Source organism: Nocardiopsis codii (genome assembly GCF_036327455.1).
Lineage (GTDB): Bacteria > Actinomycetota > Actinomycetes > Streptosporangiales > Streptosporangiaceae > Nocardiopsis > Nocardiopsis codii.
The window spans coordinates 16,468-30,782 of sequence record NZ_JAUZMY010000023.1 but is presented as its reverse complement, the minus strand read 5'-3'; the positions used below and the strand labels follow the sequence as shown (position 1 = coordinate 30,782).

The 14,315-nt window shown below is 69.9% G+C and carries 12 protein-coding genes; 5 read left to right on the top strand and 7 right to left on the bottom strand.

Features of this window, described 5'->3' with window-relative positions; translation table 11 throughout:
* The first annotated feature begins 56 nt into the window (after positions 1-56).
* The 4 genes from Q8791_RS21540 (at position 57) to abc-f (ending at position 3,670) form a co-directional block, all read left to right on the top strand.
* Entirely contained in the window at positions 57-221 is a 165-nt protein-coding gene (locus Q8791_RS21540; protein WP_170293704.1) for a hypothetical protein, read from the top strand.
* 18 nt (positions 222-239) lie between these two features.
* Positions 240-749 carry a PH domain-containing protein gene (locus tag Q8791_RS21535; RefSeq protein ID WP_330093573.1) on the top strand — a complete coding sequence of 170 codons (510 nt, stop codon included), beginning with the start codon at positions 240-242 and terminating at the stop codon, positions 747-749.
* 397 nt (positions 750-1,146) lie between these two features.
* Entirely contained in the window at positions 1,147-1,377 is a 231-nt protein-coding gene (locus Q8791_RS21530) for a hypothetical protein (protein WP_330093572.1), read from the top strand.
* 631 nt (positions 1,378-2,008) lie between these two features.
* Positions 2,009-3,670 (top strand): ribosomal protection-like ABC-F family protein, encoded by a 1,662-nt coding sequence (gene abc-f, locus Q8791_RS21525; RefSeq protein ID WP_330093571.1) that lies wholly within the window; start codon positions 2,009-2,011, stop codon positions 3,668-3,670.
* A gap of 289 nt (positions 3,671-3,959) precedes the next feature.
* Here abc-f and dnaB read toward each other — a convergent pair whose 3' ends face one another.
* A complete protein-coding gene (dnaB, locus tag Q8791_RS21520) occupies positions 3,960-5,312 on the bottom strand; it encodes a replicative DNA helicase (protein ID WP_330093570.1) in 1,353 nt (450 codons plus the stop codon).
* 344 nt (positions 5,313-5,656) lie between these two features.
* Between dnaB and Q8791_RS21515 the strand changes: the two genes are divergently transcribed.
* On the top strand, positions 5,657-7,006 hold the full coding sequence (locus tag Q8791_RS21515; protein ID WP_330093569.1) for an MATE family efflux transporter: 1,350 nt from the start codon (positions 5,657-5,659) through the stop codon (positions 7,004-7,006).
* Positions 7,007-7,435: 429 nt separating this feature from the next.
* Here the strand turns inward: Q8791_RS21515 and Q8791_RS21510 are convergent, their stop codons facing one another.
* From Q8791_RS21510 to Q8791_RS21485, 6 genes are all read right to left on the bottom strand, one after another.
* The gene (locus tag Q8791_RS21510) at positions 7,436-8,269 is read right to left on the bottom strand and encodes a peptidoglycan recognition protein family protein (RefSeq protein ID WP_330093568.1); all 834 of its coding nucleotides are present in this window, start codon (positions 8,267-8,269) and stop codon (positions 7,436-7,438) included.
* Between the two features lie 224 nt (positions 8,270-8,493).
* A complete protein-coding gene (gene rplI, locus Q8791_RS21505) occupies positions 8,494-8,940 on the bottom strand; it encodes a 50S ribosomal protein L9 (RefSeq protein WP_330093567.1) in 447 nt (148 codons plus the stop codon).
* A gap of 27 nt (positions 8,941-8,967) precedes the next feature.
* Positions 8,968-9,204 (bottom strand): 30S ribosomal protein S18, encoded by a 237-nt coding sequence (rpsR, locus tag Q8791_RS21500; protein WP_013155832.1) that lies wholly within the window; start codon positions 9,202-9,204, stop codon positions 8,968-8,970.
* Between the two features lie 112 nt (positions 9,205-9,316).
* Positions 9,317-9,922, bottom strand: a complete 606-nt coding sequence (locus Q8791_RS21495; protein WP_330093566.1) for a single-stranded DNA-binding protein — start codon at positions 9,920-9,922, stop codon at positions 9,317-9,319.
* A gap of 121 nt (positions 9,923-10,043) precedes the next feature.
* A complete protein-coding gene (gene rpsF, locus Q8791_RS21490; RefSeq protein WP_267947333.1) occupies positions 10,044-10,334 on the bottom strand; it encodes a 30S ribosomal protein S6 in 291 nt (96 codons plus the stop codon).
* A gap of 250 nt (positions 10,335-10,584) precedes the next feature.
* Positions 10,585-13,491, bottom strand: a complete 2,907-nt coding sequence (locus Q8791_RS21485) for a transglycosylase domain-containing protein (RefSeq protein WP_330093565.1) — start codon at positions 13,489-13,491, stop codon at positions 10,585-10,587.
* Between the last annotated feature and the right edge of the window lie 824 nt (positions 13,492-14,315).

The window sequence follows — 14,315 nt, the reverse complement described above, 5'->3', positions numbered from 1 at the left end:
AATGGAACAATCACTGCTGGGTTGGTGGGTCAGGTGGATTCCAAGGGGAGTCAGTCGTGGCGAAGTTGAAGAAATGGGGCGGCTACGCTCTCATCGGTTTCGTGGCGTTTTATCTGCTCACGCAACCTGAAAGCGCCGCTGGGGTGATCCAGAGCGCGTTGGGCGGTCTGATGGGTGGCGCGGAGTCGATGTCCCGCTTCGTCAACGCACTACTGCCGTAGTGGGGATGGTCGGGTGCCATGCGCCTCGTAGCGTCGAGTAACAGCGCTCCCGCGTCGGTCAACCGCTACCTCCTGCCGCACGAGCAGGACGTCGTGACCATCCGTCGGCACCCCGCGATCCTCATCGGGCCGGTCGGGGCCGTCCTCGGAGCGTTGATCGTCGCGGGGATCCTCAGCAACACACAGATCGCGGACAACACCGCGGCGCTGGCGATCATCTGGTGGCTGTGGCTGCTGGTCCTGGTGTGGTTCGTCTGGCGGGTCGCGGAGTGGTCCGTGGACTACTTCGTCATCACGTCGGCGCGCCTGCTGCTGACCACGGGGCTGATCACCCGACAGGTCAACATGATGCCGCTGGGCAAGGTCACGGACATGAGGTTCGAGCGGACCCTGCTGGGCCGCTTCCTCGGCTACGGCACCTTCGTGATGGAGTCCGCGGGTCAGGACCAGGCGCTGAGCAAGATCGCCTTCATCCCGTACCCGGAGCAGCTCTATCTGGAGGTCGTGGGGCTCATCTTCAAGGAGTGAGCCGCCGCAGGTCTCGACCAGTGTCGTGGGGCATCCGCCGAGGGGCGGGTGCCCTTCGTCGTGCCACCGGCACGCCTCCGAGTCCACCGTCCCCGCGACGGGGCGGGGCGGGGCGCCCACGCGGGCCGGCCGTCGTCCGATTCGCCCCTCGTTCACCTTCTGTTCACCTTGCCTCGGAGTCACACTTCCCTCCCCCGCGCCCCGGCCGGCCGCCCACCTGGAACGCCGGTCCACCCACGCGCCTGCTTGGGCGGACGCCCTCCGGGGAGGATTCCCCCCAGGTGCGCGCGTCGGCGCCACTACCCCTCTGGCGCGAACCTTCGCAAGCCAATCGAATTGACGCGAAGGTGAACATAGGGTTAACTCGGATCATCTGATACGGAAACGAGGAGGGCCCATGGCGCGCAGGACAGACCGTGCACCGCAACCCACTCGCTCCGCGACGCCCCGTCGGCGCATTCGCCCCACGGCCGCGACCCGCCGCCTCTCCGGCCTTTCGCCCGAGCCGGTGCACGTCCCGCAGCCGCGCGAGGACGCCGACGCCATCGCCTCCGAACACCCGATCATGCACTGGGTGCTGGTCACCGACGACAACGGTCGGACCCGCCCAGAGGCACGCTGGCTGTAGCCGCACGCGAACGCCGCGCCCCCGCCCATGAGCGGGGGTGCCGGCTTCCCCGAAGCCCCGAGACGCGGGGCGGGACGCTCGGCCGCACCGCCGGACGCCCCTGACTCCGGGAGTTCAGAACGAGTGAGTGACGAGAAGGGGCCGCCCCCCGGGGGCGGCCCCTTCTCGCGTTCCCGGACCTGCCGGACAGTCCCGAGGATGGGCCGTTCTCGCTTTGTCGATAAATCGGTTTGGTAATTAATCGGAATCCGGATGTCCTTATATAGGTCGCCAGGCGTCGACTGAGAGTGATGCCCGTCTCATTCCGAAGGCTCTTGACGCCAAGCAAAACGAGACGTACCGTCTTACCCATGAGGCTGTACATCTTCCTGTAGTCCCGCGCCAGACGTCGACGTCCGAGCACCATCGCGCCCGCTGTCCAGCGACGACACCCCGTCGCCCCACCAGCGCAGCGCGGCTCCGTCGGCCTCGCCGTACCGCGGTCGACCCAGGGAAGCCTCAGCGTTCCGGCCGTACGGGACCCCTGCCCACGACGGGCGGTCTCTGTCCGAAACCACGCCGAACGCGCTCTCCTCCGGCGATCCGCGGTCCCGTTCCGCCAGACCGCACCGCAAGACCAGGAGGCGCACCCATGCGCACCGTCGCACTCCGAGCACGTTCCCAGCTCACCCTCACCGAGATCACCAAACGCTACGACGACCACACCGTCCTCGACCGCGTCACCCTCACCATCAGTCCAGGTGAGCGTGTCGGCGTCATCGGAGACAACGGATCGGGCAAGAGCACCCTGCTACGCCTGCTGGCGGGCGAGGAGCAACCCGACAACGGGGAGCTCACCGTCAGAGCCCCCGGCGGTGTCGGCTACCTCCCCCAGACCCTGGAGCGGGTCGGGGTGCGGACCGGCACCGTGGGAGACGCGATCGACTCCGCCCTGGCCGGCCTGCGCGACCTGGAGGAGCGCCTGCACCGGGCCGAAGCCGTCCTCGGCTCCGCCACGTCGGAGGACCTGGACGCCTACGGCGACCTGCTCGCAGAGTTCGAGGCGCGGGGCGGCTACGACGCCGACGCCCGCGTGGACGCCGGACTGCACGGCCTGGGGCTCCCCGGGCTGGACCGGGGCCGTCCGCTGCGCACGCTCTCCGGTGGGGAGCGCTCGCGGCTGGCGCTCGCCGCGATGCTGGCTGCCTCGCCCGAACTGCTCCTTCTGGACGAGCCCACCAACGACCTGGACGACCGCGCGGTCGCCTGGTTGGAGGACCGGCTCCGCCGCCACCGCGGCACGGTGGTCGCCGTCACCCACGACCGGGCCTTCCTGTCCGGGGTGACCGACACCGTCCTGGAGGTCGACCACGACCTGCGCCGGATCCACAGGTACGGCAACGGGTACGACGGGTTCCTGGCCGCCAAGGCGTCGGCGCGGGCCCGCTGGATCCGCGAGTACGAGGACTGGAAAGCCGACCTGGCCAGGCAGAGGCAGTTGGCGGACAACAACGTCGCCGCGCTCCAGGCCATCCCGCGCAAGGTGGACAAGGCCTCGTTCGGGCACGGCGCGTTCAGGATGCGCGGTCGGGCACACGGCGCCATGGGCCGCATCCGCAACGCCAAGGAGAGGATGGATCGGCTGACCGGGGACCCGGTGGCGCCGCCTCCGGTCCCGCTCCGGATGACGGCCGAGTTCGCCGGGGCCCTGCCCGAGGAGACCGACGCGTCGCCGGTCGCGGAGCTGGAGCGCGTGAGGGTCGACCACAGGCTCCACGTCCCGGTCCTGGGTCTGGCGCCGGGGGAGCGCGTTCTCGTCACCGGCCCCAACGGGGCCGGGAAGACGACACTCCTCCGGGTCCTCTCCGGCGACCTGGCCCCCCACACCGGGCGGGTGTCCGTGCCGGGGAGGGTCGGCTTCCTACGGCAGGAGGACGGGGTGGTCCCGTCGGGGCAGACCGTGCTCCAGGCCTACGCGGCCGGCCGGCCCGGTCCGGCGGAGGAGTACCGGGAGGAGCTGGCGTCGTTGGGTCTCTTCCGGCTGAAGGAGCTGGACCAGGCGGTGGGGTCGCTCTCGGTCGGTCAGCGTCGACGGATCGAGGTGGCCGGGCTGACGTCCGGAATCCACGACCTCCTGCTGCTGGACGAGCCGACCAACCACCTCTCCCCCGGCCTCGTGGAGGAGCTGGAGGAGGCGTTGTCGCACTTCACGGGCGCCCTGGTGATCGTCACGCACGATCGGACGATGCGCGGCAGGTTCACCGGCCGGCACGTGGAGCTGCGGGAGGGGATGATCGTCAGCGACTCACGGTGAGACCGACGTGACTCTTTGTCGATAAATCGGCTTGGCCATAAATAACTAAAGAGACTGACCGATATGCGGGGCTCGTCGCGCTGCGGCAGGCCCCGCAGGTGTCGGCCCCGCAACGAAGGACGCCCCGTGCCGACGTCCGTCGGCACGGCCCGTCGAGCCGCCCGGGCACCTGGGGGACCCGCTCGTGCGCCACCGCCCCGGAGGACACCGCGGGCCGCGCCTCGCGGGCGCCTCCTCGCGCCTGGCGCACGCCCCCGAAGCCCCGCCCGTCCGACGTGAGCGCGCTCGGCTACCCGGGCGCCATGTCGACGAACCGGCTGTAGTGACCCTGGAAGGCCACGGTCACGTCCGCCGTGGGGCCGTTACGGTGCTTGGCCACGATGATGTCGGCCTCGCCGGCCCGCGGGGACTCCTTGTCGTGCACGTCCTCGCGGTAGAGCAGGATCACCATGTCGGCGTCCTGCTCGATCGACCCGGACTCACGCAGGTCGGAGACCTGGGGCCGCTTGTCGGTGCGCTGCTCGGGGCCACGGTTCAGCTGGGAGAGCGCCACGACGGGGACCTCCAGCTCCTTGGCCAGGAGCTTGAGGGACCGGGACATCTCCGAGACCTCCTGTTGGCGGCTCTCCACCCGGCCGGGCGAGCTCATCAGCTGGAGGTAGTCGACGATGACCAGCTTGAGGTCGTGCTGCTGTTTGAGCCTGCGGCACTTGGCCCGGATCTCCATCATCGACATGTTGGGGGAGTCGTCGATGAACAGGGGCGCGTTGGCGACCTCGCCCATGCGCCTGGCCAGCCTGGCCCAGTCCTCGTCGGTCATCAGGCCGGAGCGCATCGTGTGCAGGGGCACGCGGGCCTCCGCGGACAGCAGGCGCATGACGATCTCGTTCCGGCCCATCTCCAGGCTGAAGAAGACCGAGGCCATGTCGTTCTTGATCGACGCCGCGCGCGCGAAGTCCAGGGCCAGGGTGGACTTTCCGACAGCGGGGCGGGCGGCGATGATGATCATCTGCCCGGGGTGGAGGCCGTTGGTGAGGGCGTCGAAGTCGGCGAAGCCGGTGGGCACGCCGGTCAGGGTGCCGTCGCGGGCGCCGATCGCCTCGATCTCGTCGAGGGCGCCCGGCATGATGTCGGCGAGGACCACGTAGTCCTCGCCGGTCCGCTTCTCCGCGACCTTGTAGATCTCGGCCTGGGCGTGGTCGACGAGGTCGTCCACCTCGCCGTCGCCCGCGTAGCCGATCTGCGCGATGCGGGTGCCGACCTCGACGAGGCGGCGCAGGACCGCACGGTCGGAGACGATCTTGGCGTAGTAGCCGGCGTTGGCCGCGGTCGGGATGGCCTCGGTGAGGGTGTGGAGGTAGAGGGCGCCGCCGACGCGGGTGGCCTCGCCGCGCTTGGTGAGCTCGGCGTTGACCGAGATGGCGTCCACGGGCTCGCCGCGCGAGAAGAGGTCGACGACGCTGTCGTAGATGATCTGGTGCGCGGGGCGGTAGAAGTCCGCCGAGCGGATGATCTCGACGACCTGGGTGATGGCGTCCTTGGAGAGGAGCATGCCGCCGAGCACGCTCTGTTCGGCCTGGATGTCGTGGGGTGGGGTGCGCTCGTATCCGCCTTCTTCAGGTGGCTGCTCAGCGACACTCACGAACGCTCTCCCCAGGACCGTACTCCGTCCGCCCGAACAGGCCGACCCTCCCAGGATGCCCCATCGCGAGCGCTGGGGACGCCGTGGGCGGCGCCTGTGGACGGAGCGTTTACCACGATCTCCCGCCACTGCGGGGCATTCCGGAGACAGGTTGTGCACATCACCTGTGGATAACTTTGCCACGCCCCTCACACAGGGACATTGAGCTGCGAAAACACTGTGCGCAGACGGGTCGTGCAAGATGCCTCACAGGGAGTGTTTCCACAGGTTATCCACAGGCTTCCGGGCGGGTGTGGATAACTCCACACCCGTCTAGAACGCCTGTCCGATACTGTGGCTTGGTCATGCCAAAACTGCTCTCGGCCGCCCCCTTCCGGCACCGCCACGACCGCGAGATCTTCGCCCTGGCGGTCCCCACGTTCTTCGCACTCATCAGCGAGCCCCTGTTCCTGCTCACCGACGCCGCGGTCGTCGGAACCCTGGGCACGCAGGCGCTGGGAGGGCTGGGTGTGGCCGGGCAGGTCCTCCTGACCCTGGTGGCCGTCTGCATCTTCCTGGCGTACGGCACGACGGCGGCGGTCTCCCGCCGGTTCGGCGCGGGCGACGTCGCGGGCGGCATCCGCGACGGTGTGGACGGGCTGTGGCTCGCGATCCTTCTGGGCTTCGCGGCCATCGCGATCGGCTGGCCGCTGGGCCCGCTGATGGTCGACGTGTTGGGCGCCTCACCCGAGATCGCGCCGTACGCGCTGACCTATCTGCGGATCAGCCTGCTCAGCACGCCCTTCCTACTGATCATCATGGCGGGCACCGGTGTGCTCCGGGGGCTCCAGGACGCGCGGACCCCGCTGGTGGTCGCTGTCGCCTCCTACGCCGGCAACGCGGTGCTGTGCGTGGTGTTCGTGCTCGTCCTGGACTGGGGCATCGCGGGCTCGGCCTGGTCGACGGTGCTCGCGCAGGGCGCGGGGGCGTTCTGGTACGTGGCGGCGATCTCCCGTGCCGCCCGGCGCGAGGGGGTCTCCCTCGCACCGACCGCGGCGGGGCTGCGGGCCTCCGCGTCGGCCGGGTTCGCCCTGTTCCTGCGCAGCGTGTCGATGCGCGTGGTCGCGCTGATGACCACCGCGGTGGCCGCTCGTCTGGGCGACGAGTCGATCGCCGCACACCAGGTGAGCTACAACATCTGGGCCCTGCTGGTGTTCGCGATGGACGCGATCGCCATCGCCGGGCAGTCCATCGTGGGGCGTTATCTGGGCGCAGGGGACGTGCGCGGCACGAAGGACGCCACTCGCCGCATGGTGGAGTGGGGGGTGATGTTGGGCGTGGTCTTCATGGTGCTGGTGTTCATGGTGCTGCCGTGGGCGCCGATCCCCTTCACGTCCGACCCCGAGGTGCGCGCCCTCATCATGGCCACGCTGGTGGTGGTCGCGCTCATGCAGCCGCTGAGCGGCGTGACCATGGTGCTGGACGGCGTGTTGATGGGGGCGGGCGACCAGCGCTACCTGGCGTGGGCGTCACTGTGGACGATGGCGGCGTTCGTGCCGTGCGCCCTGGTGATCCCCCGGCTGGCGGAGAACTCCCTGTGGGGGCTCGTGGGGTTGTGGATCGCTTTCACGGTGTGGATCCTCGCGCGCGCGGTCACCCTGGGCTCGCGGGCGCGAGGTACGGCCTGGCTGGTCACCGGGGCGACGCGACCGTAGCGGGACGGCAGCCGCGGGCCTCGCTACGGCAGGCGTTGTGCCCCGGCCCGGGCCCGGAACGTACGAGACCGCCCCGAGCGGACAGGTCGACCTGGGGACGAGTCGGCCCCTCGCCATGTCGACCTGTCGACGAGTCGGCCTCTCCCCGGATCGACCTGTGGACGAGTCGACCAGTCCCCGAGTCGACCAGTCCCCGAGTCGGCCTGTCGGGATGTCGACGTTTCGGGGGAGGGAGGACAGCCACTGCGGGCCCCTCCCTCCACGCCCGGGTGTCGGTCGCACGCAGCCGGGCCGGTGGGTCCTCCGACCCCTTCATCCCGCCGAGCTGTCCCCCGCCCCGGGGCCCGTCCGGTGCCGGAGACGGAGCAGCCGCCCCGGGGGACGGGGCGGCTCTCCTGAGGGGCAGGGCAGGGTTGACGCTCCCTCAGGTCACGGGGACGCGTCGAGGTCGCCGACGGCGGGGCCGTGGTAGTACGGCACCGCCCGCTCGGCCTGCGGAACCCTCGGATACGTCGGCAGCTCCTCCAGGGTCAGCTCCGCCCCGGTGACCTGGCTCAGGTGGGTGAGCTGCTTGCGCACACTGCTCGCCACGTCCTTCCGCAGCTGGGGAAGCATCGAGTAGAGCTCGTCCCCGGGGCAGCTCGTGGAGTTGTAGTCCCGGTGGCCGACGATCGCCTCCGCCGGGTCCAGCTGGTACACCAGGCACAGCCACGCGCAGGTGTCGACCAGGGAGCCCATCAGCGCCTTGGGCGGGGTCTCCGAGGAGTACGTCCCCTCGTTCTCGATCCCGATGGTGTGCGAGTTGTGGTTGGCGGTGTGCGCGCCGACCACGTGCTTGCCGTCGCCGATCGCCTGGAGGGACAGGTCCCGGCCCTCCATGATGTGCCCGCCCCGGCTGATGGTGAGCTGCTGTCCGGTGTCGCTCCACCCGTTGCTGTCCATGTGATATCGCTGGATGGACCGGGACAGCGAGGCGGCGTGCGCCGCCGAGGTGTCGGAGGTGTTGCCCGTCGCGGTGTGGTGCACCACGATGTGGGTGGGGCCCTTGGACAGCAGCTCGATCTTGTTCTTGGGCGGTCTCGCGCTCCAGTCCGCGCGCGTGTACACCTTGGGCTTCGCGGCTGCGGAGGCCACCCCGGCCGGGGCGACCCCCATCATCCCGCCGAGGAGCACGCCCCCGGCGGCGAGGGCGGTTCCGCGCAGGAGTGTCCTACGGTCCACCAGCGGGTGTCGGTCCGGATCGGTCGTTCTCTCTACGGCCATCGGTCGTCGTCCTCTCCGCGCGGGGCGCCGCGCTATGCGACACCAACACAGACAACACGATAGGTTACAAACAGTAGTCAAAGCATTGCTTTCGGTGACGCGGCGTGTCAGGACGCTTCCACACCGCGAAAGCACACACCGCCCCCACCGGCACACACCCCGAAAAAAGCGGGGCCCCGCCTCTCCGAGGAGAGGCGGGGCCCTGACGCGTCCGGTGCCTGGAATCAGGAACCGACGACGTCCAGCTTGATCGTCGCGGAGACCTCGGGGTGCAGGCGGACCTGGACCTTGTGGCTGCCGACGGACTTGATCGGGTTCTTGACCTCGATACGGCGCTTGTCCAGCTCGGGACCGCCGGTCGCCTTGACGGCGTCGACGATGTCCGCGGGCGTGACCGAACCGAACAGACGACCACCCTCGCCGGCGCGCTGCTTGAGGCGCACGGTGAGAGCACCGACCTGGCCCGCGACCTGCTTGGCCTCGTCCAGGGTGCGGATGTCACGCGCGGAACGCGCGCGCTGGATCAGGTCGATCTGCTTCTGACCGCCGCGCGTCCACCGAATGGCGAACCCGCGGGGCAGCAGGTAGTTGCGACCGTAACCGTTCTTCACCTCGACGACATCGCCGGGGGCTCCGAGACCGTTGACCTCGTGGGTCAAAATCAGCTTCACGACAAAAACCTCCCTCGGATATCGCCGCTAGCGAGCGGTGCTGGTGTAGGGCAGCAGGGCCACCTCGCGCGCGTTCTTGATCGCGGTCGCGACGTCACGCTGGTGCTGGGTGCAGTTACCAGTGACGCGGCGGGCACGGATCTTGCCACGCTCGGAGATGAACTTGCGGAGAAGCGTGGTGTCCTTGTAATCGATGTAGGACTGCTTCTCCTGGCAGAAGAGGCAAACCTTCTTCTTGGGCTTGCGCGCTGCCGGCTTCGCCATCGTGGTGCTCCTTCGCAAGAGCCCCGGGGTCCTCCCGGGGATGGTCTATGGATGGAAAGGTGACACGGTGCCCTGGGGCACCGGGTCGTGTGTTACGTGGTGCGGGGTGTCGCTAGAACGGGGGCTCGTCGGAGAAACCGCCTCCGCCGCCGCCACCGAACCCGCCGCCACCGCCGCCACCGTTGGTCGCCCACGGGTCGTCGGCCGGCGGACCGCTGCGGCCTCCGCCGCCCTGCGCCCCGCCGAACCCGCCACCCTGGTTCCCGTAGCCGCCACCACCCTGCTGGGGCTGACCGCCACCGAAACCGCCGCCACCGCCACCGTTGCCGCCGCCGAAGCCGCCGCCACCCTGGCGCTGCGTCTTGGTCACCTTCGCGGTGGCGCTGCGCAGTGCCGGGCCGACCTCCTCGACGTCGATCTCGAAGACGGTCCGCTTCTCACCCTGCTGGGTCTCGTACGAGCGCTGCTTCAGCCGGCCCTGCACGATGACGCGCATGCCCCGCTGAAGGCTCTCGGCCACGTTCTCCGCGTACTGCCGCCAGACAGTGCAGGTGAGGAACATGGACTCGCCGTCCTTCCACTCCCCCGACTGCTTGTCGAAGGTGCGAGGCGTCGAGGCCACACGGAAGTTGGCGACCGCGGCTCCACTGGGCGTGAAGCGCAGCTCAGGGTCGTCGACGAGGTTGCCGACGAGCGTGATCTGGGTTTCGCCTGCCATGGATGGGCTCCGGTTCGAGGTAGTCGGTTCAGGCGGTTTCGCCTGCTCCCCTGATCATCCGCGCCGGTACTGACAGAACGGGACGGATATCCAGGGGTGAGGGGGTACGGGCAACGCCGTCCTAGTGGACCTCGGGCCGGAGGACCTTGGTGCGCAGCACGGCCTCGGCGAGACCGAGCTGGCGGTCGAGCTCCTTGACCGTGGCGGGCGTGGCCGTCAGGTCGATGACCGCATAGATGCCCTCGGGGTTCTTGTCGATGTCGTAGGCGAGACGACGCTTGCCCCAGATGTCGACCTTCTCGACCGAGCCGCCGTCGTTGCGCACGACGCCCAGGAAGTTCTCCAGCGACGGGGCGACGGTGCGCTCGTCGAGGTTCGGGTCGAGGATGACCATGATTTCGTAACGACGCATAGGCGTACGTTCCTCCTCTGGACTGTTGCGGCCATGGAATCTCCATGGCAGGAGGGCAGGAGTCCGCGTTCCGTTCCGCGCCGTCGTCGGCGGGCGTCCCACGGACTCTGAGCCATACAGCCCCCAAGGTTACCAGTCGCCGCGTACCACCGGTGATGCCTGTGGACGGCCCGACACGCAAGAGGGCCGGTGCGCGGAGTATCCGCGCACCGGCCCCGTCATCCGGCCGTCCCGCCGAGGCGGGACCGGGTCACTCGTCCCGGCCGAGAACGATCATGCGGTTGTTCTCGGTGGTGTTGCTCCGGCCCCAGGGGAAGTTGTCCTCCCCGCTCGGGTCGTCGCCGGGGCCGGGGGTCTCCTGGCAGTTCTCCGGCGGGTTCGGGCCGTTGCACTCCTCCGGGAGGTCGGGGTTCTCCCCGTTCTGGCACTCCCAGTCCCACCGCTCGCACTCCGGCGAGGGCTCCACGTCCTCGCAGTTCGGGTTGTTCTCGTCGATGGCCGACGGGTCGCACGGGGGGTCCTCGGAGGGCTCGTCCGACGGCTCCTCGCTCTCCTCCTCGCTGGGCTCGTCGCTCGGGCTCGGCGTGGGCAGGAAGCTCTGGTCCGCGCCGACGTAGGCGGGCTGCGGGAACTGCTCGACGGGCATGCCCTCCACGGCCGTGGTCATGAACTCCTTCCACACGTTCGCCGAGGTGCTGCCACCGAAGATCTCGTCCTGCGGCTGGCCCTCGAACTCCAGTGAGAGGTTGGCGTCCCCTCGACTGAGCCCGACCGCCGCGACGAGCTGGGGTGTGTAGCCCACAAACCACGCGGAGACCGCGTTGCTGGAGGTACCGGTCTTGCCGGCGACAGGGCGACCGTCGGGGAGCGCCGCGTTGGTGCCACCGCCCGCCTCGACCACCTGGGTCATGGCGTAGGTGACGTCGGCCGCGACCTCGGAGGACACCACCTGGGTGCCCTGCTCGATCTCGGTCGCGTCGTTGGGTTCGACGACAGTGCCGTCCGCGCGCCTCAGCTCGGTGACCATGTGCGCCGGCCGGTGGAGTCCGCCCGCCGCGAAGGTGGCGTAGGCGGAGGCCTGGTCGAGGGCGGTCACCTGGTGGGTGCCCAGCGCGACGAGGGGGCCCTGGACGGAGGTCGTGATCTGGTCCTCGTCCACCCCGGCGGCGACCGCGGTCTCGTCCACCGCCGCGGCGCCCAGCCGGGAGGTGATCTCCACGAACGGGGTGTTGACGGAGTCCGCGGTGGACCTGATCAGGTCGACGGGCCCGTGGCTGACCCCGTTCGCGTTCTGCACCGGGCTCTCCAGCTCCGGGAACTCCTGCGGCGAGTCGCCGTCGAACATGCTCCGGAGGCTGATGTCGTTGCTGAGCGCGGTGGCGAGCACGTAGGGCTTGTAGGACGACCCCGCCTGCGTGCGGTGCTCCAGCGAGTTGTTGACGACGGCGGACACGTCAGGGCCGCCGTGGAAGGCGACGATCTGTCCCGTTGCGGGGTCGACCGCGGTCAGGCCCAGCATGGTGTCGTCGGGGGTGCCCGGGAGGACGTCGAAGGCGCCGGTCGCCGCGTCCATGAGCGCGGGGTCGAGGGAGGTCTCGACGACCAGGCCCTGGGTGGCGATCGTCGCGTCGGTGATGCCCGCGTCCGAGTAGCGCTCCGTGATCTCCTGGATGACGGCGTTGCGCACGTAGCCGAACTTCGGTTCGACCTCGCTCGTCGGGTCGTAGGAGATCCGTTCGGGGATCTGCAGCGCCTCGGCCTCGGCACGCGGCATTCCGCGGTCGGGGTTCTCCTCGTTCATGAGGGCGAGCTGGTTCTGCAGGTAGGGCCAGCGCTCGTCCTCGAGGTACGTCTTGGTCCAGTCCCCCATCTCGTTGCCCTCGAAGTTGCTGGGCATCTGGATGATGAGGCCCAGGAAGGCGCCCTCTTCGGCGTTGAGCTCCGACACGCTCTTGTCGAAGTAGCGCTGGGAGGCCATCTCGATCCCCGAGGCGCCGCGGCCGAAGTAGATCGAGTTGAGGTAGGCCTCGAGGATCTCCTCGTGCTCCAGCTGCTGGCCGAGCTTGATGGAGATGAAGATCTCGCGGATCTTGCGGACGATGCGGTCGTCCGAGTCCAGGTTGCTGTAGTAGTTGCGGGCCATCTGCTGGGTGATGGTGGAACCGCCGCCGGCCTCGCCGCGCGAGAGGATGGCGCGCCCGATACCGGTGAGGCTGATGCCGGGGTCGTCGAAGAAGGTGCGCTGCTCGGCGGCGAGCACGCCGTCGATCACCTCCGGCGGGATGTCCTCGTAGTCGACCGCGATGCGCGTGACGTCGCCCGTGGTGACCGCGACCTCGGGGTTCGCGTCGCCCTCCGCCGCCCACATGATCTGGGTGGCCGACATGTCGTTCTCGGCCCTGGTGTCGAGGTCGTCCCGGTCGGGCGCCTGGGCGTACAGGACCGCGAAGGCACCCACGCCGCCGATGACCATCAGGCCGAAGGCCACCAGCGCGGGCTTCCACGCCTTGGCGAAGAACCGCTTGTACCAGGGGCGGTCGTCCGGCTCCTCGTCGCGGGACCGGCGGCGTCCGCCGCCGCCTCCGCGCCCGCCGGAACCGGCCGCGGCGCGGGTGCCCCGGCCTGCGGCGCGGCGCCCCTCCGAGCGCGAGCCGTGCTCGCGGTCCCGGTCACGGGGGTCGCGGGGGCCGTTCCCCGCCCTGCGCCGTCCTCCGGACCGCGCTTCGTCGTCGGGCCGGCGGCGCTGCCCCTCGGGGCGTCCGCCGCGGTCACCCTCCGGTCGGCGCCGGGGACGGTCGCCGTCCTCCGGCCTGCGGGGGCGGTCGCCTTCGGGACGGCGCCGGGGGCGGTCGCCGTCCTCGGGGCGTCGGCGCTCGCCCTCGGGGCGGCGCGGGCGCTCGCCCTCGGCTCTCCGGCGGCCGCCCTGGCCCTCGGAGCGTGCCTCGTTCTCGGGGGGGCGCGGGCGGCGGGGGCGCTCGGCTCCGCCGTCTCCGCGGCGGGCGCCGCCTCCGGAGCCCGATCGACGCCGGCCTCCGGCCTGGTCGCCCGGCGGAGGGCCGTCTGCCCTGCGCCTTCCGCCGTCGCCTCGTGGCCCGTCGCCCGGGCCCTCGGCCCGGCGACGGCCACCGTCGGCATTCCGTCGTCGTTCGGTACTCACGTGGGGTCCTCGATTGCCTCTCACGGCCGGTCGGCCTGACGATTCCTTGGTGGAAACGGGGGGACGGTCCCCCTGGGGGATCGGTGATCCGCGACCTGTTCCTCGTGCGACCTGGGCGAAGCGACCCTGGGGGGTCGTGTCCGCCTCTTCACCGGTCGTTCAAGGCTTGATAAAAGGGACGCCCAGAGGCGGTTCGGGGTTTTCAACAGGTCGCGAAGACGTTAGCCGCTTCTTCCTCCTGATCGTTGGCCTGCGGGAGCACTGCCCGTTCGTCGGTGCTCTGCGCCGACGGGACGCCGCCGCGGCGGGGCTTCGTCCGGGGGCTCTACCGGCTACGCACGCAAATCAAAGGTCACGTTAGAGCGAGGGAACGGTATAGCACAACCCACGCGCGAGGCTATCGCGCGTAATGGAACGCCCGACCACGTTCCACACGGAACCGCCCGTCCCCCCTGTTCAGGGCCCGGGAACCGAACATCGGTAGGCGTGGCGGCCGTACACGCGCTGCGTGACGGAGGGTTCGTCCGCGCAGGTCGGGGTGACTGTGTGAGATTTTGCCCCCAGTGTCTCCGAATACCCGCAGGACGGAGGGGGTCCGGAAGGCGGCGGGCGGCCGTGTCCCGGTGCGCCATGCGGGCCCGTGAGCGAGCGGAGATAGAGTCATAGCTGAACAAAACAGCCAGACATGCACGTTCTCCCCCCAGCAGCCGGTGGCCGCCCCAGGGGGAACAGAAACGCCGTGTTCGCTGCTGACCACATACGGAAGACGAACGCAGGACGACGAACCCCGGACCGCCTCCGGCGCGGGGCCGTCGCCGTGCGCT